The 24,165-nt window shown below is 43.3% G+C and carries 17 protein-coding genes; 8 read left to right on the forward strand and 9 right to left on the reverse strand.

Going from position 1 to position 24,165, the window contains the following annotated elements; translation table 11 throughout:
• The first annotated feature begins 5 nt into the window (after positions 1-5).
• From M9189_RS01885 to M9189_RS01910, 6 genes are all read left to right on the forward strand, one after another.
• On the forward strand, positions 6-1,106 hold the full coding sequence (locus tag M9189_RS01885; RefSeq protein WP_250724226.1) for a GRAS family protein: 1,101 nt from the start codon (positions 6-8) through the stop codon (positions 1,104-1,106).
• 24 nt (positions 1,107-1,130) lie between these two features.
• Complete coding sequence (locus M9189_RS01890; RefSeq protein WP_250724227.1) at positions 1,131-1,532, forward strand: hypothetical protein; 402 nt, start codon at positions 1,131-1,133, stop codon at positions 1,530-1,532.
• A 125-nt stretch (positions 1,533-1,657) separates the two neighbouring features.
• The gene (locus M9189_RS01895) at positions 1,658-2,404 is read left to right on the forward strand and encodes a CDP-alcohol phosphatidyltransferase family protein (protein WP_250724228.1); all 747 of its coding nucleotides are present in this window, start codon (positions 1,658-1,660) and stop codon (positions 2,402-2,404) included.
• Between the two features lie 157 nt (positions 2,405-2,561).
• The gene (locus M9189_RS01900) at positions 2,562-5,441 is read left to right on the forward strand and encodes a PAS domain S-box protein (RefSeq protein ID WP_250724229.1); all 2,880 of its coding nucleotides are present in this window, start codon (positions 2,562-2,564) and stop codon (positions 5,439-5,441) included.
• A 33-nt stretch (positions 5,442-5,474) separates the two neighbouring features.
• Positions 5,475-7,808, forward strand: a complete 2,334-nt coding sequence (locus M9189_RS01905; RefSeq protein ID WP_250724230.1) for a glycoside hydrolase family 3 N-terminal domain-containing protein — start codon at positions 5,475-5,477, stop codon at positions 7,806-7,808.
• A 137-nt stretch (positions 7,809-7,945) separates the two neighbouring features.
• A complete protein-coding gene (locus M9189_RS01910) occupies positions 7,946-8,335 on the forward strand; it encodes a bacteriohemerythrin (RefSeq protein ID WP_250724231.1) in 390 nt (129 codons plus the stop codon).
• A gap of 72 nt (positions 8,336-8,407) precedes the next feature.
• Here the strand turns inward: M9189_RS01910 and M9189_RS01915 are convergent, their stop codons facing one another.
• From M9189_RS01915 to M9189_RS01940, 6 genes are all read right to left on the reverse strand, one after another.
• The gene (locus M9189_RS01915; RefSeq protein WP_250724232.1) at positions 8,408-8,560 is read right to left on the reverse strand and encodes a hypothetical protein; all 153 of its coding nucleotides are present in this window, start codon (positions 8,558-8,560) and stop codon (positions 8,408-8,410) included.
• 18 nt (positions 8,561-8,578) lie between these two features.
• Positions 8,579-9,700 carry a cytochrome d ubiquinol oxidase subunit II gene (gene cydB, locus M9189_RS01920; RefSeq protein ID WP_250724234.1) on the reverse strand — a complete coding sequence of 374 codons (1,122 nt, stop codon included), beginning with the start codon at positions 9,698-9,700 and terminating at the stop codon, positions 8,579-8,581.
• A 16-nt stretch (positions 9,701-9,716) separates the two neighbouring features.
• Positions 9,717-11,318 carry a cytochrome ubiquinol oxidase subunit I gene (locus M9189_RS01925; RefSeq protein ID WP_250724235.1) on the reverse strand — a complete coding sequence of 534 codons (1,602 nt, stop codon included), beginning with the start codon at positions 11,316-11,318 and terminating at the stop codon, positions 9,717-9,719.
• Between the two features lie 13 nt (positions 11,319-11,331).
• Entirely contained in the window at positions 11,332-11,544 is a 213-nt protein-coding gene (locus tag M9189_RS01930) for a DUF4492 domain-containing protein (protein ID WP_250724236.1), read from the reverse strand.
• 193 nt (positions 11,545-11,737) lie between these two features.
• A complete protein-coding gene (locus tag M9189_RS01935) occupies positions 11,738-13,480 on the reverse strand; it encodes a hybrid sensor histidine kinase/response regulator transcription factor (protein WP_250724237.1) in 1,743 nt (580 codons plus the stop codon).
• Positions 13,481-13,497: 17 nt separating this feature from the next.
• A complete protein-coding gene (locus M9189_RS01940; protein ID WP_250724238.1) occupies positions 13,498-14,496 on the reverse strand; it encodes a ligand-binding sensor domain-containing protein in 999 nt (332 codons plus the stop codon).
• Positions 14,497-14,641: 145 nt separating this feature from the next.
• Here M9189_RS01940 and M9189_RS01945 point away from each other — a divergent pair, with 145 nt between their 5' ends.
• Positions 14,642-16,114, forward strand: a complete 1,473-nt coding sequence (locus tag M9189_RS01945) for an arabinan endo-1,5-alpha-L-arabinosidase (protein WP_250724239.1) — start codon at positions 14,642-14,644, stop codon at positions 16,112-16,114.
• A 105-nt stretch (positions 16,115-16,219) separates the two neighbouring features.
• Positions 16,220-17,335, forward strand: coding sequence for an aldose epimerase family protein (locus M9189_RS01950; RefSeq protein WP_250724241.1), 1,116 nt, complete (start codon positions 16,220-16,222; stop codon positions 17,333-17,335).
• A gap of 83 nt (positions 17,336-17,418) precedes the next feature.
• On the opposite strand, the gene M9189_RS01955 is transcribed toward M9189_RS01950, so the two are convergent.
• From M9189_RS01955 to M9189_RS01965, 3 genes are all read right to left on the reverse strand, one after another.
• Positions 17,419-19,086: an arabinan endo-1,5-alpha-L-arabinosidase gene (locus M9189_RS01955; RefSeq protein ID WP_250724242.1), complete on the reverse strand. Its 1,668-nt coding sequence runs from the start codon at positions 19,084-19,086 to the stop codon at positions 17,419-17,421.
• Between the two features lie 64 nt (positions 19,087-19,150).
• Complete coding sequence (locus tag M9189_RS01960) at positions 19,151-20,929, reverse strand: RagB/SusD family nutrient uptake outer membrane protein (protein WP_250724243.1); 1,779 nt, start codon at positions 20,927-20,929, stop codon at positions 19,151-19,153.
• A 17-nt stretch (positions 20,930-20,946) separates the two neighbouring features.
• The gene (locus M9189_RS01965; protein WP_250724244.1) at positions 20,947-24,144 is read right to left on the reverse strand and encodes a SusC/RagA family TonB-linked outer membrane protein; all 3,198 of its coding nucleotides are present in this window, start codon (positions 24,142-24,144) and stop codon (positions 20,947-20,949) included.
• Between the last annotated feature and the right edge of the window lie 21 nt (positions 24,145-24,165).

Consider the following 24,165-nt stretch of genomic DNA (forward strand, 5'->3'; position numbering starts at 1 on the left):
AAACTATGCAGACGTTTCCGCTTCCCTCTGTTTATGAGGCATTGTTACTTGTGATGCAGAATTATCCTGATAATTTCAATGAGGAGAAGAAACTAGAGGTTGAAGCTTTGTTGGACCATTGCATACGGGGACTAGAAAGTAGTTCTGAGAAGTTCCTTGCAACACTTTTCATTAAAGCAATTCGTAAGCACATTGGCTCATCTACATCATTTGAGCATGATGAAAATATCTATCTGCGAAAATTTGAAGTTTCGCAGATAGAGCTTTTCAATTTTCTGATCAATGAGTTTCCCTTTGTACGGGATGCCCAGAAGCTTGTCAACAGTTCGATTGTTTCCCTTATCAGGGGACATGAGGAAGCTGTGATAATGGATATTGGCATAGGTCAGGGAGTTCAGATGCTCAACCTGCTTAAGATGCTTGACGGAACAGAGGGGCTTAGGAAGATAACAATGATAGGGATTGAACCTTTTGGTGATGCACTAAAGGTTGCTAAGGAAAAGTTCAGCGAGGCAGATCTGAGCTTTAAGGTGGAGTTTTATCCTATATGCGAGTTCATAGAAGCTTTTGATTTTAGTGGACTGAAACCTATCTTGTCAAAGACCTCCGGTCCGTTGATTGTCAATGAGTCACTTGCCTTGCATCATGTGCCGAGACTTATTGATCGTCACAAGGTAATTCAATGCGTACGAGCGCTAAAGCCCAAGGCTTTCTTCCTTACTGAGCCCAATACAGATCATTTTGAGCCTGATTTTTACAAGAGGTTTCAAAACTGTTACAACCATTACTTCCATATATTTCAGGTTATTGATACCATTCCATCCGACAATAGGGTAAAAGACGGTCTTAAGCTGTTTTTTGGAAGGGAAATTGACGACGTTATTGGAGGTGGGGATCACGACAGGTCAGAGAAACACGAGCCTGCATTCAGATGGGTTGAGAAGCTGCTTGTTGCAGGTTTTGTGATGGTGGATAGATTTACGGGTCTGCCTGAAAATATTGGACATGGAATAGAGGTGGTCTTTAATCCTATTACAGGAGGAGTCGATTTCAAGGTAAAGAAGGAAACAGTACTGAGTATCTTGCAGGCCGCTTGCGTCAATTGAAATATTATTAAATAAAGTCCCAATATGCAGTTGATCTACAATGAGAATGTAGAGCTGATCTACGATCCGGATAGTTTTGAGTTATTACAGACCTGGAAAGGTTTTGTGCCTTCAGGTTTGTTTCGTGAGGTCATTGACACTTCGCTTGATTTCATTCGCAGCAATAAAGTTGATCTGCTTATATCCGACACCTCACGTCAAAAGGTTATCAGCGGAAATGACGCTGAGTATGCAGCATCTGTCCTTGATGCAATGTTTACCGCAGGCCTTTTTGCAATGGCATTCGTCCTGCCTCAGGACGTATTCATGCGGTTCTCGCTCAAGAAGTTTGCCGATGCCGGTATTGATGCAGATAGGGTTGGCTATTTCAACAAAATTGAAGATGCCCGTAAATGGGGTGGTTTTGTGAAGTCAGCAAAAGGCTGATCTTGAAAGTATGCTGGAAAAAGAAAAGCCGGCTCCTCGGGAAGCCGGCTTTTTTAGGTATAATCGTCCCGGAACCATTGGCTAACTAATATGATTGCGTAACTTTGGCCCGAATGAAATTTTGAATGATGACAATAACAAGACATATTCCCAATATGCTGACCTGCGGTAATCTCCTGCTTGGGGCATTGGGTACCTATATGGCTATCAGTGGCAGACCTGAACTGACAGTATGGGCGGTACTGCTTGCGGCTGTACTTGATTTCTTTGACGGTTTTGCTGCTCGTCTTCTTAAAGCATATAGCGCTATTGGCAAGGATCTCGATTCATTGGCAGATCTGGTAAGTTTTGGAGTAGCCCCGGCTGCTGTACTGAGTTCAATGCTCCACTATCATTTTGTGGGTACCTGGGGCGGAGAGTTTATGAATCTTGAGACCAGGCAGCAGTTTATACTGCTTTGCCCCTTCCTGTTGGCTGCCTTTGCTGCATTGCGACTGGCTAAGTTCAACAATGACAGTCGTCAGACAGAGAACTTTATTGGACTTACAACAACAGCCACTGCTATGTTTGTTGTATCTCTGTTTTACCTCGTCGTTTCCCGTGGTGGAGCCTGGCTTGCATTTACAAGCCCGCTGTATGTCCTGATTCTTGTTGCTGTATTTTGCGCATTGCTGGTCAGTGAGATCCCTATGTTCTCACTTAAATTCAAGAGTTTTGAATGGAAGGGCAATGAAAACCGCTATATTCTTTTGATAATCTCACTTGTTGCTGTAATCCTTCTTGGAGCCGGAGCTCTGGCTCTTATTGTGCCGGTATATGTATTATACTCAGCAGTGTTAATGCTAGGTGGCAAATTGTCAGCAAAAGCATAGCATGCAGAAACACAGGCGTTAAGTCGCCAGACTATTTGAGGGCAGACATCCCAAAAAATTGAACAAAGTAGTAAATTTTGTTGTTGCCTTAGCTCGCAGCAAGGTGGCATATATTCACTATTTTCTTATATTGTCGTTTAATTAATCGGATAGTCGGATGCCTTCAGTACTTATTCATAATTTGGTGCTGCTGATTGCACTAACCAGCTTTTATGGCTTTTTCCTTCAGCACTTTCAAGGAAAACCGAGGAGTTTCAAATTTGTTATAGGCATTTGGTTTGGTCTTGCTGCTATAGCCGGTATGATGCAGCCCTTTGAGTTGTACGAGGGTCTATTCTTCGATGGCAGGGCTATTATAATAGGACTTGCTTCCTTTTTCGGGGGCTGGATTCCGGCATCCATTTCCTCCCTTCTTTCAATGTCTTTTCGTATTTATCTCGGTGGTACCGGTGTGTATGCCGGTGTGTGTACGATTATCGTCAGTGCGTTATTGGGTTTGGGTGTAAGGATGTACTACAAGCACAAGGTAACTTCTCTAAGAATTTGGGATTATTATGTTTTAGGTCTTCTTGTGTCTATTGGAATGCTTGTGAGTCAGTTTGCTAATCCATGGGATGACGCGATATGGGCATTGTCACAAATATGGTATTCTATCCTGCTGATATATCCTATAGGATTCATTCTTATTGCAGGATTGCTTTCCAGGGAGGAACGGCGACTTGAGAACGAGGCAGCTCTCAATGAGTCGGAAAGAAAGTTGCGTACTACATTATACAGTATAGGAGACGGAGTTATTACAACTGATGCCAAAGGTCAAATAACTATTATGAACCCTGCTGCTGAAAGAATGACAGGATGGCATGAGATTGATGCTATAGGAAAGGATATAGATGAGGTATTGGTAATTGTAGATAAGTCGGGAGAGAGGACCGAGTCGCCTGTAAGGCGAGTTCTTCGTGAGAAAAAGATCGTAGGTCGGGATTCTTTCTTGTTGCTAGTCTCGAGGGATGGGAAAGAATTGCCGGTAAGCGATAGCGGTGCCCCTATAATACTAGACAAAGAACGTTTGGGTGGTGCAGTACTGGTACTTAGGGATCATAGTGAAGCTTATCAATTTGAAAAAGAAATATTGGAGAAAGAATATTTCCTTAGTGAGTCACAGAAAGCCGGAAGGGTTGGATCTTATCTGCTGGACTTGCAGACTCAGGAGTGGAAATCATCGGCTGTTCTGAATGATATTTTTGGTGTTGATGAGAATTTTACGAAAGATCCGGATGCGTGGTTACAACTTGTACATCCGGAACACCGGGAAGAAGTACATAGGTGTCTATTGGATGTTGCCCATGGTGTATATGAGACATTCGACAAGGAGTACAGGATTATTCGTAAGTCGGATGGAAGTGTAAGATGGGTCCATGGCTATGGTATCTTAAGGTATGATAACAAAGGAAAGGCATTTGCAATGCTGGGCACCATACAGGATGTTACCGAAGCCATCGAAGCCAGGGAACGTCTTGAGAAGAGCGAGCATAAGTTCAGAAAGCTGTTTGAAAACCATTCTGCTATACACATGCTGCTGGATCCTGGAACGGGGAGAATAATGTCGGCCAACAAGGCTGCTGCCGAGTTTTATGGATGGAGTACTGAAGAGCTCAATAATATGTACGTCCACCAGATCAATGTTATGGAAAGGGACGACATTATTGAAATGATGAGGAAGGTTAAGGAGGGTCATCTTAACCATATAGAGGTTAAGCACCGTCTTGCCGACGGAAGGGTTAGGGATGTGGAGATATTTTCGAGCCGGGTTGACGTTTTGGATGAGGAGTATCTGTATGCCATCATCCATGATATAACTGACAAAAAGCAATTGGTTGAGGATCTTGTTAAGGCAAAGGAGAAGGCTGAGGAGAGTGACCTACTGAAGTCGGCCTTTATGGCCAATATGAGTCATGAGATACGTACTCCGCTTAATGGTATTCTTGGTTTTACAAGCCTTCTTACTACAGAGGATCCGGAGGATCTGCCTCCTCCGGACAAGAGGAAGGAATATGCTGCTATAATAGAGAGAAGTGCCGACAATTTGATGCAGCTTATAAATGACATTCTGGATATATCCAAGTTGGATGCCGGTCAGATGAATATTGAAAAGAGGGAGTTTAACCTTCTGATGACTCTCAATTCATTGGAACTTATATATCAGAAGCGCTTAGACGATATCAAGAAGGATATTAGACTCAGGACCAAATATCCCTTGGCACCTATGGTGGTTAAGGGAGATGAGGCACGTCTTACTCAGATATTTACCAACTTGCTTGACAATGCTGTCAAGTTTACTGACAAGGGAGAAATTGCATTTGGTATCAGATCTCTTAGTGATTCTGAGATAAGCTTCTTTGTCTCTGATACAGGCAAGGGTATACCCCGGGAGAAGCAGGCTCGTATTTTCAAACGTTTTGCTCAGGAGGACGATACTATCTCCAGACGGTATGGAGGTACCGGACTGGGTCTTGCAATAGTCAAGAGTTTGCTTGATTTGATGGGTGGCAGCATAAGACTTGATTCCACTCCCGGAGGAGGTTCATGTTTTGAGTTTACTTTGCCATTGAAAGTAGATACCAATGCCAGTGCTGCTGAGGATAGAGCCGGTGGGGAGGGGGCGGTAAGTTCAGGTCGTTTGTCTATTCTCTTGGTCGAAGACGATCCGGTCAACCAATTGTATTACAAGGAGGTGCTCCGTGAGCCCGACTTCAATCTGTATATGGCCCCAACAGGTAAGGAAGCACTTGAGCTATTCAAGGCTTTCAGTCCTGAAGTCATCCTGCTTGACATAAGGCTGCCTGATATCAATGGACTTGAGGTAGCCCGTCAGATCAGGGCAACAGGAAGCAAGGTCTGGATTATTGGACAGTCAGCTTATGCTATGGCGGGAGATGAGCAGGCGGCAATAGATGCAGGCTGTAACGAATATCTGACAAAGCCGGTAAAAGCTAGCGTCCTGTTGAAGAGGTTGCACACTCTTGCAGGACTTCACTAAGTAACCCAAGATAATACTTAATAAATTCATGCTATGAGACTACATCAATTATTAATCATTAGTGCGACGCTGGTAATGTTTGCATGTAACCCCAAACCACAGGTAGCACCAGTAATAGATAAGGATCCTGCGATTGAGAGAAAGGTCGAGGATCTTTTAAGCAAGATGACCCTTGATGAAAAGATAGGTCAGATGACCCAGCTTTCTATAGACGTTATGTGGGATAGAGAAGCCAGAAGGGCGGGTACGTTTAAATTTGATGAAGCTATACTGGATTCAGTAATTGTTAAATACAAGGTTGGATCCATCCTTAATATTCCCGGTGTAGCTCAGACACCTGAACGTTGGAATGAGATAATCTCAGTGTTACAACAAAAGTCAATAGATGCAACAGGTATACCCTGCCTTTACGGACTAGATCAGAACCATGGAGCTTCCTATACCATGGGAGCCATAATGTTTCCACAGCCAATCAATATGGCTGCTTCATTTAACCGGGATCTTGTACATGAAGCTGCAGTTATCACTGCATATGAGACCAGGGCCAGCAGTGTGCCCTGGACCTTCAATCCAACACTTGACCTGGGACGTGATCCACGCTGGTCAAGGTTGTGGGAGAACTATGGAGAGGATGCTTTTGTGAATGCTGAGATGGGACGTGTTGCCACTCTTGGCATGCAAGGTAAGGACCCGAATCATGTTGGCAGAGAGAATATAGCGGTTTGTGTCAAGCACTACATGGGTTATGGAGTTCCCGTTTCTGGCAAGGACCGTACTCCTGCTATTATTAGCCCAAGTGACCTTCGTGACAAGCACTTTGCTCCCTATCTGGCATCAATACAGGCCGGAGCCCTGTCAATAATGGTAAACTCAGGAAGTGTTAACGGTGTACCTGTTCATGCCAACTACCAGTTGCTCACTCAGTGGCTAAAGGAAGAATTAAACTGGGACGGTCTGATAGTAACCGACTGGGCTGATATCAACAATCTGTTCAACCGCGAAAAGGTTGCTGCCAATAAGAAGGAAGCAATTAAGATGGCAATCAATGCCGGTATAGATATGTCAATGGATCCATACAGCTGGGACTTTTGCGTGCTGCTTAAGGAACTTGTTGAAGAAGGCCAGGTAAGTATGGAACGCATTGATGATGCGGCAAGAAGGGTTCTCAGACTTAAATTCCGTCTTGGTTTGTTTGAAGAATCACTGCATGATCCAAAATCCTATCCTCTGTTTGGCAGCACTGAGCATTACAATGTTGCCGTGAAGGCTGCTGAAGAGTCAATGATTCTGCTAAAAAATAAGGATAATATTCTGCCACTTACCAAGGGTACAAAGATCCTTGTTACTGGTCCCAATGCCAACTCAATGCGTACTCTTAACGGAGGATGGACTTATACATGGCAGGGTGAAAGGACAGATATCTTTACTGGTGAATACAACACGTTGCTGGAAGGTCTTGCTGCTAAGTTTGGTGCCGGTAATATAATCTATGAACCAGGTGTAACCTATAAGGATGGAGCTAACTGGTGGGAAGAAAATACTCCGGAGATTGACAAGGCTGTCTCAGCAGCAGCTAAGGCAGATGTCATCGTTGTATGTGTAGGAGAGAACTCATATTGCGAGACCCCTGGCAATCTTACAGATCTTACAATGTCAGCCAATCAGCGTGAGTTGGTAAAAGCACTTGCGAAAACAGGTAAGCCCATAGTGCTTGTGCTCAATCAGGGACGTCCCCGTATTATCAAGGATATCGAACCACTGGCATCAGCCATAGTTTATACCCTACTGCCGGGTAATGCCGGAGGTGATGCCTTTGCCAACCTGATAAGCGGAGAGGCCAACTTCAGTGGAAAACTGCCCTTTACCTATCCATTGGAAGTCAACTCGCTTACAACATACGATTATAAAGTAAGCGAAGAATCGGACACCATGGAGGGAGCATATAATTACAATGCTTCACGTTCACTACAGTGGCCCTTTGGCTATGGTCTGAGCTATACAACCTTCAGGTACGGAGACCTGAAGGTCAACAAAGAGAATTTTACAGCTGACGATGAACTGGTCTTTGAGGTGGAAGTAACGAATACAGGTAAGGTAAAAGGAAAAGAAGCTGTTCTGCTTTATAGTACCGACCTAGTAGCTTCTATTGTCCCTGACGCACGTCGTCTGAGGGCTTTTGAGAAGGTTGAGCTGGAACCGGGTCAAACCAGGACAGTTAAACTTGCACTAAAAGGGAAGGACCTTGCTTTTGTCGGCTTTGATGGTAAGTGGATACTGGAGGAAGGTGACTTTGAGATCAACGTAGGTGATAAGAAGCTGACTCTGAGATGTACTAAAACAAAGAAGTGGGATACACCCAACAGATAGGTATTATACATATATGAACGTATAGCCTCTCTGCCTGTAGTTGTTTTATGTTTTTTTATCCAAAAACCGGAATGGCTACTGATAACAGGTGTATAAATTATGTATATCTTTAGCGACAAACTTCAAATAGAGAGAATATGATAGTAAAATGGACAGAGGAGCTTACAGTCAAGAATGAGAAACTGGATGCAGAGCATCAGAAGTGGATTCAGATCCTGAATAATTTCTATGAAGGCCTGAGGGATAACAAACCTAAAGAGAGTCTTTTGGAACTTATACAAGAGATGTATGATTACACAAAATACCACTTTGCCAGTGAAGAGGAGTATATGAAGTCGGTCAACTATCCAAGGTTGGCTGAACATCAGGAAAAGCACCGCTATTTTGAAGGAAGGATCAAGGAATTTTATGATCGTATCAACGATGGTAAACTTGTAGTTTCTTTGGAGGTGACAAATTTCCTTAAGACATGGCTGATTAATCATATAAAAGGAGAAGATCAGCAGTATTCAGCGCATAAAGGTTAAATAATAAAGCCCCGCGCCTGTAGGCGCGGGGCTTTTCTATCATATAGCAGAGAGGTTAACACCTCTTTGTTCCTACTCCTTATTCTCCAGTTCCTTTTCTTCTTCCTGGGTAACTGTTTTCCATTTCTTGTCAAAGGCCTTAATCGCATAGCGGGCAGTGTGTAAACCACCCACTATTACTACGAGCCAGAGCAGATACCAGATTATTGCAGATGTATAACTCATAAACGAATTCTTGATCGGTTAATAAATATGGGAATCTGTCGATTTCAGTTCTTCCCTGGTCATAGGTTTGTTGTTGATTGACCTCCATGCGTACCAGATATATACTATTACAAAGGGTACCAGCAGAGATACATAACTCATCACAGTAAGGGTAAAATGGCTTGAGGAGCCGTTGACTATCGTGATAGAGCTTTGCAGGTCGTAACTTGAAGGGTAGAAGGCTGTGTTGTTGTAACCTGCTGCCAGCAGCAGATTCAATACGGCTAGGAAGGTTCCACCTCCTGTGTACCAGATACCCTTGTTGGACTTTGTGAAGATGCTTATGCCGATACCCCACAGTACCAGGACAACACCGGCAAGCAGGAGCAGTCCTACTATTGGCATCTCAAGGAAATTGTGCAGGTACTTGTTGGCTTGCAAAAAGACCTCACCATTGGCTGGATTCACAGCAAAGCCGTCCCTGAAGAGCAACCAGATAAAGAATACCAGAAAGGATACTACAAATGGAATTGCATTACGTGGCACTTTGCTGCGTATACGAGACTCAAGAGCTTCATCGCTGATTGAGTTAAGGAAATACAGCAGGCCCAGCGTCCTTGCAAGGAAGAATACAGCCAGACCCAACATCAGATTGTGCAGGTTGAATAGCAGTTCTATACCTCTTAATGGTGATTGCCAGAATGATTCATTCATATCGTTGATGAAGAATTGAGAACCAGTAAAGAAAGAGGCTACTACAACACCAACAAGGAAGGTTCCCAGCAGACCGTTTATAAAGAGGAGAACTTCGTATGTTTTAGCACCAAAAAAGTTGTTGGGACGGGATCTAAACTCGTATGATACTGCCTGAAACACAAAGGCAAAGAGCAGTATTATCCAGGCGGCATAGGCCCCTCCGAAACTGGTACTGTAAAACAGGGGGAAGGCAGCAAAAAATGCACCTCCGAAAGTTACAAGAGTGGTAAACGTAAACTCCCACTTACGGCCCAGTACGTTTATCAGCATTGTACGTTCATCATTATCCCTGGCAAGGCAGGCAAACAGTGTCTGCCCTCCCTGCACAAACATCAGCAGTACGAGCACGGCACCCAGTACCGATATTATAAACCACCAGTAATGCTGAAGTGCAAGATGTGACATGGTTTCAAACATAGTATTACTCCTCTTTCTTTTTAGGTCCTATTTTTATCTGCTTCAACATAATTTTAACCTCGGCTATAAATAGACCGATGAATACCACGGTAAACAGGAAGAATGTGGTCATTACTGCACCAGCATCAATATTTGTGACGGCTTTCATGGTCGGCATCAGATCCTGAATAACCCATGGCTGCCTTCCCACCTCTGCAACTATCCAGCCTGCCTGAGATGCTACATAGGCAAGTGGTATGGTCCATACACAGATCCACAGCAACCACTTCTTGGTATGCAAGGTGTTCCTGAATACCAGATATAAGACAACTATGAATAGTAAGAGGAAGTATCCGCCCAGCATTACCATAATGTGGAAGGCATAGAAAGTCATAGAAATAGGGGGAACCATCCTGAAGGCATTGGCTTCAAGCTTCTCGGGATCCGGGTCATAATAATTACCATAACCGAAATAGCGCATATAATCGTCATTAAATTCCGGATCCTCAAACCTGGCCCTTAATGCCTTGTACTCTTCACCTTCGGGATCTTCCTTCTGAGCTTTCTTATATGCTACCAGAGCCTGTTGAGCTTCATAGCCACGTCTGATCTTTTCATGGTAAGACATGATGCCTCGCTCTTCATTACCCATGATCAGGTCTTTAATACCTGCCACATATGCATTGGGATCGTTATAGGCCAAAATAGAAAGCATAGAGGGAACCTCTATCTTGATATGAAACTCAGCCTGACTATCCTCATCTAAATTCTTATGCAGATCCTTGCCTTTAAGTATGCCGAAGGCTACCAGTCCGGCACCTTCCTTGCCCTCATAAAGGGATTCCATGGCAGCAAACTTCATAGGCTGGGTCTTTACAATTTCTTTGGCAGAACTGTCACCTGTTGCGATTAGTATCAGGGAACTTAGCAAACCGAAACTGGCTGATACTACTATACTACGCTTGGCCAGCAGTAACTCACGCCTCTTGATAAGGTACCAGGCGCTGACACCGATGACGAAGATAGCTGCAAGTACAAAACCTGAAGTTATCGTATGCAGGAACTTGTTGACAGCAGTAGGAGAGAGCAGAACATCCCAGAAGTTGGTCATCTCATTACGAGCCATATCGGGATTGAACTTTGTGCCAACGGGATTTTGCATCCAGGAGTTGGCTACAAGAATCCAGAGAGCTGACAAACTTGCTCCAAAGGCAGTAAGCCAGGTTGAAACCAGGTGAAAGCGCTTGCTTACCTTATCCCAACCAAAGAACATAATTGCAATAAAGGTACTCTCCATAAAGAAGGCCATGATACCTTCGATGGCCAGGGGAGCTCCGAAGATGTCTCCGACAAACCAGGAATAGTTACTCCAGTTGGTACCAAATTCAAACTCAAGGATAATACCGGTAGCAACTCCAATCGCAAAGTTGATACCAAAGATCTTCATCCAGTATTTTGTGATCCTCTTCCATTCCGGGTCCCCGGTACGATAATAAATCGTCTCCATAAAGGCCAATATGTATGTTATGCCAATGGTGAGGGGAACAAAGATCCAGTGAAACATGGCGGTTAGGGCAAACTGAGCCCTTGACCAATTGACCAGCGTAAAGTCAATATTTTCAAACATAGAGAGATGTAATTTAGGGTATTGTTATTTGTTCAATTACATGATTGGCCCGGTCCTGGTCATTATCAAACCTTACCTTCATTTCATTCTGAAAAAAGAACAACTTGAGAACAACAAACATAATAAAGAGCTTTGCCAGAATTATAATCCACAGGGCCCTTGACCAGTCGGACAAGTCGGAAAAACCGTCGATATAGAAGTCGACTATGTCCTTGAATTTAACCATATGGTTCCGAAGATTTTCTGAATTAATATATGGATATTTTTTTAATTTTCTACTGGTATTGTTTAAAGTAATTGTTTCTATTACAAATAAACAAATAAAGCAGTAGTTAATTGCCTAAACTTCAATTTTGATTTTTTGTTCAACCTTAATTTCTCTGTATTGTGCTTCGCTGTTTGGTTTAAGTAAGGTTAATCTATTGCTGTACAATATATTCGCTTGGGGTCTTTTTGTAAAATTTTTTGAATACCCTGCTGAAATACTTTGGGTCGTTGAAGCCAATAGTATAGGCTACCTCGTTGATTGACATCTCGCCCGACATTAGCAGAGGGAGTGATTTCTTAAGTCTGTACACTGTGATGAAATCGTTGGGAGAAAGATCCAGTAGGGCTTTTAGCTTTTTGTACAGCAGTGAACGACTTACAAACATTGCATCCGCAAAAAGCTCAACACTAAAGTCGGGATTTGTGTAAGAAGCTTCCAACACCTCATATAGCTTGGAGAGGAATTTGTCATCCAGTGATTGACCGTTACCCAGATTTCTGGGTAACTCTTTCTGTGATGTAAACATGGCCCTGAGCCTGAGTCTGGCTTCAATAGTATTACTGATCTTTGCCTTTAGCAGTTCCAGATTGAATGGTTTTGGGACATAATCATCTGCTCCGCTTTGGAGTCCTTCAAGCTGGTTTTCCACCTGTGCCTTTGCTGACAGAAGGATAATGGGTATGTGGCTGGTATAGAGATTGTTCTTTAGCAGGCGACACATTTCTATTCCATCCAGTTCAGGCATCATCACATCTGAAATAATAAGGTCGGGAGAGTGCTTTTTGGCCATCTCATACCCTGCTTTGCCGTTTTCGGCAAGCAGCATGGTGTACTGGCTGCTAAGAGAGTTGGCAATGAATAGTGCCAGCTCTTTATTGTCTTCAACGACGAGAACCACCGGAGTTTCAGATATACTCAAAGTAGAGTGCTCGAATGTAGCATCATCATCACTGAGGTTGTCAATAACCACCTGTACCTTATTGCTCATTTCTGTGAAGTCGTGTACTGGTATTTCGTTGACTTCAGCCCCTTCAAAATCTTCCTTTTTGAAGGGGAGGGTAACAATAAAACGGCTTCCTTTGCCGGAGTTGTTTTGTACCATGATGGTTCCGTTCATTGCCTCTACTAGTTCTCTGGTAAGCGAGAGGCCTATACCTGAGCCTTTTGCAAAGGTCCCGTTGGCGCTGCGGTAGAACCTTTCGAAGATACGTTCCATTTGGTCATCACTGATACCTACTCCCGAGTCGGCTACTGAGATTGAAATTGATGGTCTGCTTCCTTTCCGCGACGGCGCTTCTTTTATTGTAAGCCTAATACTTCCTCCCTCGGGTGTGTATTTGAAGGCGTTAGACAGCAGGTTATACACAATATCCTCCATTTTGTCATAATCGTACCAATATGGTCCTCCCGGAAGATGGATCTCGAGGGTGTAATCTATCCTCCGTTGTCTTGCTATGGTGTCAAATGCTGAGAATATTTCCGTTATGAACTCCTTCAGATCTTTGTTTGTAATTCTGATTTTCAGGTTGCCGGTTTCAATATTTCTGAACATGAGCAACTGATCAATCAACAGACTCAGTCGCCTGGCATTTCTCTGTATTGAATTAAGCATGTCGAAGGCCTGTCCGGGGAAGTGAAACTCTCTGATAAGTCTGTCGATAGGTGATATAATAAGAGTTAATGGAGTTCTAAACTCGTGGGTTATATTTGTATAGAAGCGCATCCTGTTTTGGTTGATGTTCTCTATCTCCTTGTTAAGTGTAATCAGCCTGTCACGCTGCTCCATTATCTCTTTGTTCTTTGCCTCCAATTCTCTTTTTTGACCTTCTATCAGTTTACTTTTTATCTTCAGATTTTCGTTTGCTTCCTTAAGTATCTCAGCCTGATGCTGCATGTATTCATTCTGCTCCTTTATTTTTCAGTTCCTATCCATACATTTCCGTCTGTATCTATAAGTATCTTTCTTACAAACATACTGTTGAGGGAGAAGTTGTCAATATCCTTGTAGGGCAAGGAGGTGAAGGAGTTTGTAGAAGGCTGAAAGATGTCCACTCCCCCCAGGGAACCAATATAGATAGTCCCCCGAAAGTCCTGTCTTATATCATATACAGAGTTGTGGCTTAGTGAACCTGGATCATTGGGGTTGTGTACATACAGCTCGCTCTTACCTGTTGACTGGTGAATTACCCAAAGACCAGCGAAAGTGCCTACCCAAAGGTCTCCTTCAATACTTTCAATCATGCAAAGCACAAGGGAGTTGGATAATTCGGCTCTGGCAAATTGATGAATCTGTCTGCCAGCCTTATCAGCTATGCAAATACCGTGATTGGTTCCTATATACATCCTGCCGTCATTCATTTCAAGGAAGCTGGCAACATGGTTACCAGATAGCTGACTGTTGGACATATTGAAATTACGGATTTGTAATTCTCCACTTTCATGATCTCTGCTTATCAGAAAGAGTCCATGTTCAAGACTTCCCACCCATATTCGGCCCTCCTTGTCGGTAGTAAGAGCAGCTATATGGGGTCTGACACCAAGTTCAGCAGAAAGGTCTATTTCGGTAAACTTACCAGTATGGCGATCGAGGCAGGTAAGGCCTGAGGAACAGCCTATCCATAACAAGTGCCCTTCACTCTCAGTAAGGGCATTTACCAGGCTGGATGGAAGATCTGGTTTCCAGAAAGATACAATGCTGTAACCATCATAACGGTTGAGTCCGTTGCCTGTGGCAAACCACATAAAACCATCAGCATCCCTGAGGATGCTGTTTACCGTGTTTTGGGACAAACCCTGGTCAATAGTCAGGTATTCAATCTTGTAGATTGATTTTGCGTAAGCAAGGTCTATGTTCAATCCTGAGGAGATGAACAGGGTTAACAGAAATACAAAGCTTGAAATGTGTTTCACTATGTGCCTTTAGTTATCACGGTAAATTATCCAATAATCCCCCACTTGTAAACCTATATCCTCCTGACAGTGGAGCATAATAAATACATTTGATTATACAACTTTTATGGAAGAATCTGAAAAAAATAACTAAAAAGGTTGAGGAATGAGAATTTCTGCTTTTATCCCTATGCCGGAGTTGCTAGCCTCGGTGTTGTTACTGGTCGGTTGTACAACAGACAGCCCCACGTTGACAGAGAATCCATATAAGGATGATTATTCAGCCCTTACACCTGTATCCAACAAGTCTAAATGGGGAGCGGCCAATGCGCATGACCCATCTGTTATAAAGACAGATAGTTTTTACTATGTCTATTCTACAGATGCTTACTATATAAGAAATGGGATTGAGTTTAATGACACAGGGGAAAAGATTGGAAACATACCTATCAGGAGGTCTGCTGACCTGGTTAGATGGGAGTTTGTAGGTTGGGCCCTGGATTCAATTCCCCCTGAGGCTGTCAGACATGTTCATGAACAGACAGGCAACCGGGGTGCAGACAATATCTGGGCTCCATATATCTACAGGCATGGGGATATTTACAGGTTGTATTACTGTGTTTCCAGTTTCGGGGCCAATACTTCATACATTGGTATGGCTGAATCTGCCTCGCCTGAGGGACCTTTTACTGACAAGGGGATGGTGGTTAGCACTACTATCGGAAGTGAAATGAATGCAATAGACCCCTCGCTAGTTAAGGATCAGGTAACAGGACGCTTGTGGATGCATTATGGTTCATACTTCGGCGGTTTGTATGCACTTGAAATTGATGAGAATACCGGATTTGCATTACATCCCGGCGATCAGGGGCATCTGGTTGCTACCAGGGAAGATAGAGGTACCCGTATTATTGAGGCTCCTGAGATTATTTACAACCCTGAGTTGAAGCAATACTTCCTGTTTGTATCATATGAGCCGCTGTTTAGCTTTTATAATATCAGGGTAGGTCACTCTGTTAATCCTGATGGTCCGTTTTACGACTGGTTTGGACATGATATGGCTGATAGTACCAACAATTTCCCTATTCTGACCCATTCTTATATGTTTGAAAATCATCCTGGGTGGTCGGGAAACGGTCATTGTGCTATACTAAATGATGGAGGAAGGTATTTTGTTTTGCATCAGGGACGACTCGCGCCCAACAATAATATGATGTTGATGCATGTAAGGGAAATCAAGTGGTTAAGCTCAGGATGGCCAGTTTTTTCACCTGAGAGATACGCCGGATTGAATCAGCGGGCAGTAAAGAAAAAGGAATTGTATGGAACCTGGGAGATAATACATCTAAGAGATATACCAGAACCTTCGCCTTTATGGCAGGGACAGGTAAGTCCCGGCGGATGGACATACAGCAAAGAAGCTTTTAACGTGTCACGGAGAGTTGAGTTTTTAAGGAATGGCAGCATTGATGGAGCAGGACTGAACACCTGGGTTTATAATGGTGAATATGTTGAACTTGACGGCAATGAGTGTGCTGTTTTTACAGGATGGGACTGGGAGAATGAGTGTGAGACAATACTGCTGTCGGGTATTCTGAAAGATGGAACTTCTATTTGGGCTAAGAAAATTGCTGAATAGCTTTCCAGAGTAAAAATTACATTATAATTTAGTTAACTGTTTTTCAGGAACTGTAATTTTATGGCATCTTTGCTGTTATTATTGATAGACAAAAAATTAGAATCTATGAAAAAGAAGTCATTACTGACATTTGCTGCTGCTGCAATTCTTTTTGCCGGCCTTGCAGTAAGTTGTAACAACACACCAAAGGAACCAGAGGGAATCGTTAAGGAATCCTTTGGTACACTTTCCACTGGCGAGGCAATCGACATCTACACTCTGACCAGTACTACAGGTATTAAGGTTAAGATTATGACCTATGGTGCTACTATAGTGTCCTTGGAAGTACCAGGCAAGGATGGTCTCCTTACCGATGTAACTCTTGGCTTTGATAATTTGGCTGATTATGAGCAAAACAGGGTTTTCTTTGGTGCTACAATTGGTCGTTTTGGTAACCGTATAGCCCAGGGCCAGTTTACTCTTGACAGCGTTACTTACAATCTTGCTACAAATGATGGTAGTAACCATCTTCATGGTGGTGTAAAGGGTTTTGACAGGGTAGTATGGAATGCAGAAGCTATCAATGACTCAGCATTTCAAGCATTGAAGCTGACTTACCTGAGTGCTGACGGTGAGGAAGGTTATCCAGGTAATCTGGAGGTAACTGTTACTTATACTCTTAAGGGAGATGAACTTAGCATCGATTACGAAGCTACAACTGACAAGGCAACTCCGGTAAACCTTACAAATCACTCATTCTATAACCTGGCAGGAGAAGGTACAATACTTGATCACGAACTATACATCAATGCACCTGCTTACACTCCTGTTGACATGACTCTTATACCAACAGGCGAATTGGTACCGGTAGAAGGTACTCCATTCGATTTCAATGTTGCTACTACTGTTGGTGCCCGTATCGAAGAAGTTCGTGGTGGATATGACCACAACTATGTACTTGCAGAAGGTGAGGGCATGAAGCTTGCTGCAAAACTTAAGGATCCAAAGAGCGGACGCTGGATGGAAATCTATACTACCGAACCAGGTATTCAATTCTATTCAGGCAACTTCCTTAACGGAAGACAAAAACGTGGTGAGAGAGTTTACCATCAACACACAGGTCTTTGCCTTGAAACACAACATTTCCCGGATTCACCAAACAAGCCTGAGTTCCCATCAACTATCCTGAGACCAGGTGAAAAGTATCAATCTACAACCGTAATGAAGTTCGGTTTGGAATAATAAGATCTCAATAGTATAAAAAGGGGCTGCCCACACGGGCAGCCTCTTTTACATTTTTCTCTTACAGTTGTTCTGCATGCAGGCTACTCAACTTTTTTACCCCAGTAAGTGGCATTCAGATTCTTGCCCGTACCTGCATATACAATTGTTGGTATTCTTGGATTTGCTTCCCAGTCCAGTTCCCTTTCCACACAGACCATTACATCTCCCAGCCTGAGAAGTTTCTTGTTTTCATCATAGCTCCAGGTACCACTTAGAGCTCCGGACATAGTTCCATCTACATTCAGATTCAGTATTGTCGATGTGTTTTGATTTTTCGGACTGTATTGGAGATTGATATGTTCCCACCTTCCAACCAGAGTATCCTTTGTGATAACGCCATAATCTGGCACCGCTGCATACCGTTCTGGCAATACTATCGGCCAAAGATTGTCGGGTTCTTCCAGAGAAGCAGGACACCACACAATACGGCGAACATGCCCCATCATGATAGCATTGCTATATGGATTACCATAAGCATTGGCGGGAAGACGTCCCTGTGACATATAAAACCACTCATCGGAGCCTTCCTTTTTAAAGATACAACAGTGGGATATTCCTACCCATCCGGGATGATCTTTAAACCTGTAGGGGTGAGTTACGATAGGATATGTATCTCCTTCGCCATTAGTGAAGTTGCGTCCTGTAATATCATAATAGGGACCGTCGATACTCTGACTCCTTACTACACGGGTATTATAGGCTACTGAAAGTTCATCATAGGCAATAAACAGATAATAGTAACCATCCTTATAGATTACTTCAGGAGCTTCACTGGCCTGCCAGCGGGAACTGAGTGTACGGGTACCAACCCTTTGTCCATACCTTTCTTCCAGTTCAGATGCACTTTCGGCATACGGTTCTCCCTGCACCTTTACAGGTTTGCCGGTTTGGGCGTCTAGCTCAAGAAGGGCAAAACCGCTGTGCCATGAACCGTAAATGAGGTAGTGCTTATTGTCATGGCTCACTATGTAAGTGGGGTCGATTGCGTTGTAGTAGAAATATCCGTTCCAGTCATTGAGACTTGCACGATTGTAGTTTAGACCTCTATCTGAAGAAGAACAGGTAACATAGCCTTTGTCAACCCAAACGGCTCCTTCCGGGTCAGTTGATTCGCACATGCCAATAAAAGCCCGTTCAGTCCAGCTTCCGTCGAAGTTGGCATTTGTATTGGCCTTTCCACTCTTAATATAGTTGTCGATAATAATACAGTAGTACATACGTAGCCTTTCTTCCCCACCTACATTTACTCGTCTCACGACCGGTGCCCAGTAGCCGTAATTGATTTTGTCCTTTTCAATAGGGTCAAGATCCATACGTTGCCTGATGGCGTTGAGTGAGTCAGCTACCCATGTTGGCGGGTCATAGAAGGGGCCTCCAATCCATTCCCAGTTGACCAGGTCTTTGGAACGCTTGCCCTGAAAGTGACCATGCCCTTCGTGTTCGTTACCATAAGACGCATCGGTTGCGTACATATAATAATAGCCCTTGTAGAAAGCTACCGAAGGATCATGGACATTTGCCAGGTTCCATTTGCTTCTGTGAGTCCATGAGGAAATAGGGGAATAATCATCAGCATAGTCCGGTGCCGTCCATTCGGATTCCCCCTCATGAGGTTTCCCCTTTCCCGGATCATCCTTATCATCTTTGCAACCAGCTAATGAGAAGGTGATTAATCCACCCATAAGTATCAATACAAATCTCTTTTTCATGATAGTGTTATTTACGTAGAGACATCCTATGCGAGTCGGAAGACTCGCATAGGATGTACACAACTTAATCATTCAGGTTAACAACAGGGCGTATGTTGTATCTTTCTTTAAAGCTGGTGCTGTTGTCAGAGCTTTTGTTGGCTGAGTTGCCTGTCAGTTTAGGATTAGCATTGAGGGTTCCCTGGAAAATCGGGAAGTACTCGTGCCCCTTGTAATATGAGTCGTAAGTAGAGCGGGTTGCTGTTTCCTCTGTCAACTCATCAGTACCTGCAACAGGTTGTTCACCAGTTCCTGGCAGTCTGTAAAATCCATGTTGTCTCAGCTGTTGGAGACGACCTTCGTCATAGAAAAAGCCCCAGCGCAGCAGGTCTATACCACGTCCATTTTCGCAACCAAATTCTTTTGGGCGTTCAACGTTAGCTATTTGCTCAAACAAGTGATCTGCAGTTGGGAAATCATCTAGTTGCAGCGGTGGCAGAGCCACTCTTTCACGTACCTGATTTATATAATCTATTGCAATCTGAGTGGGTCCATGAAGTTCATTTTCACATTCTGCAGCTCTTAGCAGAACATCACTGTATCTCATAAGCCTTATGTTGATACCACAGTGAAGCCCAGTGGTAACTGCTTCAGTTTTATCGGCCCTTGCATAGGTGAATTTTGCTATTGATATACCTCCCTGAGCAGTATTTGACAAAGGAGTTCTTGTTACAGAAGCCTTGTAGACAACATTCTTTCTGGGGTCTCCATCAGGATATGCTGCAGTAGTAAGACCTGTATAGCTGTCATATTCTGGTTCATAGGTAACAAGTGTCCAGTAAAGTCTGGGATCAAGTCTGTTGTCTGTAGTTCTTTCCTTCTTGTATAGATTGTACAGCCATGGAGAACCTGCAAGGTCTCCCCAACTTCCATATTCCTGGGATGCGTAATTACTTTCAACTGCATGGCCCTGAGTAGACTGTGGGCTGATGTTAACAGGGGTCCATTCCTGATCGGTTCCTCCTGTTCCAAAGTCCATGAACTGAACTTCAAAAAGGCTTTCGATATTGTTTTCGTTTTCAGGGCCTTCCATAAAGTTTGCGCCGTAATCAGGCATCAAATCATAGTGTCCATATTCACCTGCTATTATATCCTTAAGTATCTCATAGGCATCAGCAAATTTATGTCTGAACATAAGAGCACGGGCCATGTAACCGGCTGCGGAACCACTGGTTGCTCTTCCCTTAGCCCATTCGCCACCTTCATCACGAGAGGGCAGCATTGTCATTGCTTTACCTAGGTCAGATTCTACCTGATCAAGGACCTCGTCCTGTGTTACATTAGCTGCATACAGTGAGTTCATATCTATATAATCAGAGTAGTCTGTAATCAGTGGTACAGTCTGGTAATATGTTGCAAGGTAGTAATATGCAAGTCCTCTCAGGAAATATGCCTGACCTGCAATCTGATTGTAGGTTTTTTCCGGCATAGAGACTTTGTCAACCTTTGATAGGATAAAGTTTGCCCGATTAATTACATGATACCAGTCCCTCCAGATCCATTGGTCACCTATATCAATAGTTCCAGGAGAGTTTAGGTTATCATATTCAAGGTACCATTGTTGAGAGGAGTTCCATACTTCGTCACCGCGAACAGCGTCCATTGTATAACCCACACGTGCAAATGTTCCCTCAAGGCGGATACGATTGTAGCACGCAATAACGGCTTCCTGCAGGTCGGATATATTATTTCCGAACTCATAGGTCGTCTGGTTGTTTGTATTGACAACATCAAGCTCATTCTCGCATGAGCTGAAACCTGTCAGGAGCGCAAATGCTGTCAGGAAAATATTTAGTTTTTTCATATCTGTTAAATTACTGGTTAGAATGAGAAGTTCAAGCCAAACATAACTGTCTGTGGTGTTGGGTATGAGCTATAATTATAACCCGGAGTATGTACACCTCCAGCAAAGTCTATGTTATAACCTGTGTAGTTTGTAAATGTTATCAGGTTTTGTCCTGTTGCATATACCCTAACTCCTGATATCTTACCCCTAAACCAGCTGTCGGGTAGGTTATAGCCAAGTGTTATGTTTGCAACCTTCAGGTATGTTCCGTTTTGCAGGAAACGTTCGCTGAACATATCGTTTGTTATAGCACCCTCACTTTTGTATGCGACCCTTGGAATGTTGGTATCTGTATTGTCGGGAGTCCATGCATTCATCATATCAACGCTCTTGTTAAGCATGCCATAAGAGCTGTGAAGTGTCATATCTACAAAGTCCAATACCTTGAAATCAGCTGCCCCATATGTGGCAATGCTAAGGTCAAAGTTTTTCCACTCCAAGCGGGCATTGAAGCCAAAGTTGAATGAAGGCATTCCACTGCCCAGATAGGTCCGGTCTTCACTTGTTATTTCTCCGTCATTATTGAGGTCTGCATAAGCCACGTCTCCGGGTTTTGCTCCGGGCTGATTAATGAAATCACCATTGGCATTACGTCTGTTGTCTATTTCTTCCTGAGACTGGAAGATACCCTCATATACATAACCATAGAAGGAACCGACCTCACGACCTACTTCAGTACGTGTGAAGGCTGTAGTATAAGGAGTATTGGAAACACCAAGTTGGGTTACTTCATTGTTTAAGGTTGATAGGTTGGCTTCAAGTTCAAATTTTAACGGATTCTTCCTATTTCTGTAAATAAGGTTGAATTCCAATCCTGTGTTTTCCATAGTAGCAGCGTTCATGACAACTGTTTCATTTGTGAAACCGCCACTGGCAGGAACCGGAACTTCATACAGAAGGTCTTCTGAAACAGATTTATACCATTCTGCAGAGAATTCTATCTGTCTTCCAAATAGGCCAAGATCCAAACCAATATTTGTAGTTTTCTTCTTTTCCCAGGTGATTCCTGTATTTACAAAATTGGAAATGGCTGAACCAGTAATCTTTGAGTTGCCAAAACTATAGGTGTAGTTATTCCTTGCCATTACATCCATATAGAGGTAGTCCCCAATATCCTGTTTGCCAAGTTCTCCATAACTACCTCTTAACTTCAGAAGGCTGATAATCTCCTGTTCAACAGGGAAGAAGTCCTCCTGATCAATACGCCATCCTAAAGATATTGAAGGGAAGGTTCCCCAGCGTCCATCCTTAGGAAAACGGGAAGAACCGTCACGCCTTACTGTTGCAGAAAGCAGGTATCTGTCGGCAAAGTTATAGTTGATACGACCAACATAAGAAGCCAGAGTATGTTCGCTCTCATATGATCCTGCATCTGTCTCCTCTGCATTATTTATCTGAGGGTAATAAGGTTCATTCAGCTTTATGCCCCTTCCTGTCAGTGTATGGTAAATATTACTCTCGAAGGATTGTACAGCAACAATATTCAACTTGCTACGTCCAAAGGCACCGTCATAGGTCAGAATGTTTTCAATAAGGGACGTTTTGTAATTACGATATCCTTGAGAGAGCACCTCATCGCCTTTAGACAGGTAGTTTGTTGTACTCTGAATGAACGATGGTATGAAGGTGAAGTCTTTCGCAAAAGTCTTGTTGTATGACAGGTTTAACTTATAGTTAAATGAATGATTATCACTGTCAAATCCTGTCATTTCAAGCAGATCCACCATTGCAGCACCTGATATCATGAATCGGTCAACCTTTACATTTCTTTTCAGCAGGCTGTTGATCAGCAATACATTTGTAACACGAAGGTCCCCATGAACGTCATCATAATATGTTCCATAACCATAAGAGTCATATGAATACTGAGATGCAGCAGGCAATATGTCATCCAACACCCATGTTGACTCATCATAGGCTTTGATTGTGGGAGGCAGTATAAGGGCAGATGCCATAACGGGATATTGTGCACCATAAAGACCTTGAACATACTCGTTAGCATTACTCAATGCCATATTATCCTGATCACTTCGACTATATGATACATTAGTCTGAATTTTCAGGAATCTGGCTTCCATTGTATTATTGAGTCTGGCAGTGTAACGCTCAAAGTTTGGACCGGCACCATATATCGTTCCTTCCTGTTTGAAATAGTCCAGGGCAGCGTTATAGGTACTTTTTTCACTTCCTCCTGAGATATTCACATTGTGGTTCTGACGTACACCGGTCTGGAATGCCTCATCCTGCCAATTTGTATTTACGGCAGCAGGGTCTATGTACCTGGGACTGCCGGGGTCATAGCCCTGGGGAGGGGTCATCTCACTGTTGGCAAAGGCCATACGGATGTAGTCAGAATATTGATATGAATCCATTACATCATAGACTCCATCCTTAACCTTGTCAAAGCCGACATATCCGGAATAATCTATCTTCATGGGTTGCTGTTTGCTTCCCTGCTTAGTCGTGATTATCACCACACCATTGGCGGCACGGGAACCATAGATTGCAGCTGCAGAAGCATCCTTAAGTACCTGAACAGACTCAATATCATTTGGAGAGAAGTCCCGTATTGAAGTACCTACGGGTATCCCATCAATGACATATAAAGGATCGGTGGAACCAAAGGAGCCCACACCCCTGATTCTTACAACCGGGTCTGCGCCCGGTTGTCCGTCAGAAGTAATCTGGACACCAGGGACTTTACCTGTTAACATAGTGGAAATGTTAGAGTGTGAAACTTTCTTCATTTCCTCTGTATTAACGATTGCCACAGATCCAGTAAGGTCCACCTTTCGTTGGCTGCCATAGCCTACGACTACTATCTGTGTCAATTCCTGCATCTCAGAAAGAAGAGTGGTTACACCAATATCAGACCTTCCATTGACATTCACTTCCGCTTCCCGGAAGCCGATGAAAGAAAATACAAGGGTGGCATTTGAAGAAACTATGATACTGAAGTCTCCATTGGCATCAGTTATTCCGCCCTTTACAGTACCTTTCTCCTGGACTGTTGCGCCCGGAAGTGGTTCGCCGTTTTCGTCAACAACCTTTCCTTTTACTGTGATCTCATCAGCCTGCATTACTGATAATGGGTTTGCATTACCACTGCTTTCCGCAATAGCTGCAGGGGTAATTAAAAGCAGGCCGGCCAGATATAATATTGAATATTTCATGTTTCGGATATTTTATTGTTA

This window comes from Xiashengella succiniciproducens, from assembly GCF_023674465.1.
In the GTDB taxonomy this organism is placed as follows: Bacteria; Bacteroidota; Bacteroidia; order Bacteroidales; family Marinilabiliaceae; genus Geofilum; species Geofilum succiniciproducens.

Coding starts and splice junctions, on each gene's coding strand:
- M9189_RS01905 (WP_250724230.1), top strand. CDS start 5,475: ATGAGACTACATCAATTATTAATCATTAGTGCGACGCTGGTAATGTTT.
- M9189_RS01910 (WP_250724231.1), top strand. CDS start 7,946: ATGATAGTAAAATGGACAGAGGAGCTTACAGTCAAGAATGAGAAACTG.
- M9189_RS01945 (WP_250724239.1), top strand. CDS start 14,642: ATGAGAATTTCTGCTTTTATCCCTATGCCGGAGTTGCTAGCCTCGGTG.
- M9189_RS01960 (WP_250724243.1), bottom strand. CDS start 20,929: ATGAAAAAACTAAATATTTTCCTGACAGCATTTGCGCTCCTGACAGGT.
- M9189_RS01955 (WP_250724242.1), bottom strand. CDS start 19,086: ATGAAAAAGAGATTTGTATTGATACTTATGGGTGGATTAATCACCTTC.
- M9189_RS01915 (WP_250724232.1), bottom strand. CDS start 8,560: ATGAGTTATACATCTGCAATAATCTGGTATCTGCTCTGGCTCGTAGTA.
- M9189_RS01965 (WP_250724244.1), bottom strand. CDS start 24,144: ATGAAATATTCAATATTATATCTGGCCGGCCTGCTTTTAATTACCCCT.
- cydB (WP_250724234.1), bottom strand. CDS start 9,700: ATGTCACATCTTGCACTTCAGCATTACTGGTGGTTTATAATATCGGTA.
- M9189_RS01935 (WP_250724237.1), bottom strand. CDS start 13,480: ATGCAGCATCAGGCTGAGATACTTAAGGAAGCAAACGAAAATCTGAAG.
- M9189_RS01950 (WP_250724241.1), top strand. CDS start 16,220: ATGAAAAAGAAGTCATTACTGACATTTGCTGCTGCTGCAATTCTTTTT.
- M9189_RS01890 (WP_250724227.1), top strand. CDS start 1,131: ATGCAGTTGATCTACAATGAGAATGTAGAGCTGATCTACGATCCGGAT.
- M9189_RS01925 (WP_250724235.1), bottom strand. CDS start 11,318: ATGTTTGAAAATATTGACTTTACGCTGGTCAATTGGTCAAGGGCTCAG.
- M9189_RS01930 (WP_250724236.1), bottom strand. CDS start 11,544: ATGGTTAAATTCAAGGACATAGTCGACTTCTATATCGACGGTTTTTCC.
- M9189_RS01900 (WP_250724229.1), top strand. CDS start 2,562: ATGCCTTCAGTACTTATTCATAATTTGGTGCTGCTGATTGCACTAACC.
- M9189_RS01895 (WP_250724228.1), top strand. CDS start 1,658: ATGATGACAATAACAAGACATATTCCCAATATGCTGACCTGCGGTAAT.
- M9189_RS01885 (WP_250724226.1), top strand. CDS start 6: ATGCAGACGTTTCCGCTTCCCTCTGTTTATGAGGCATTGTTACTTGTG.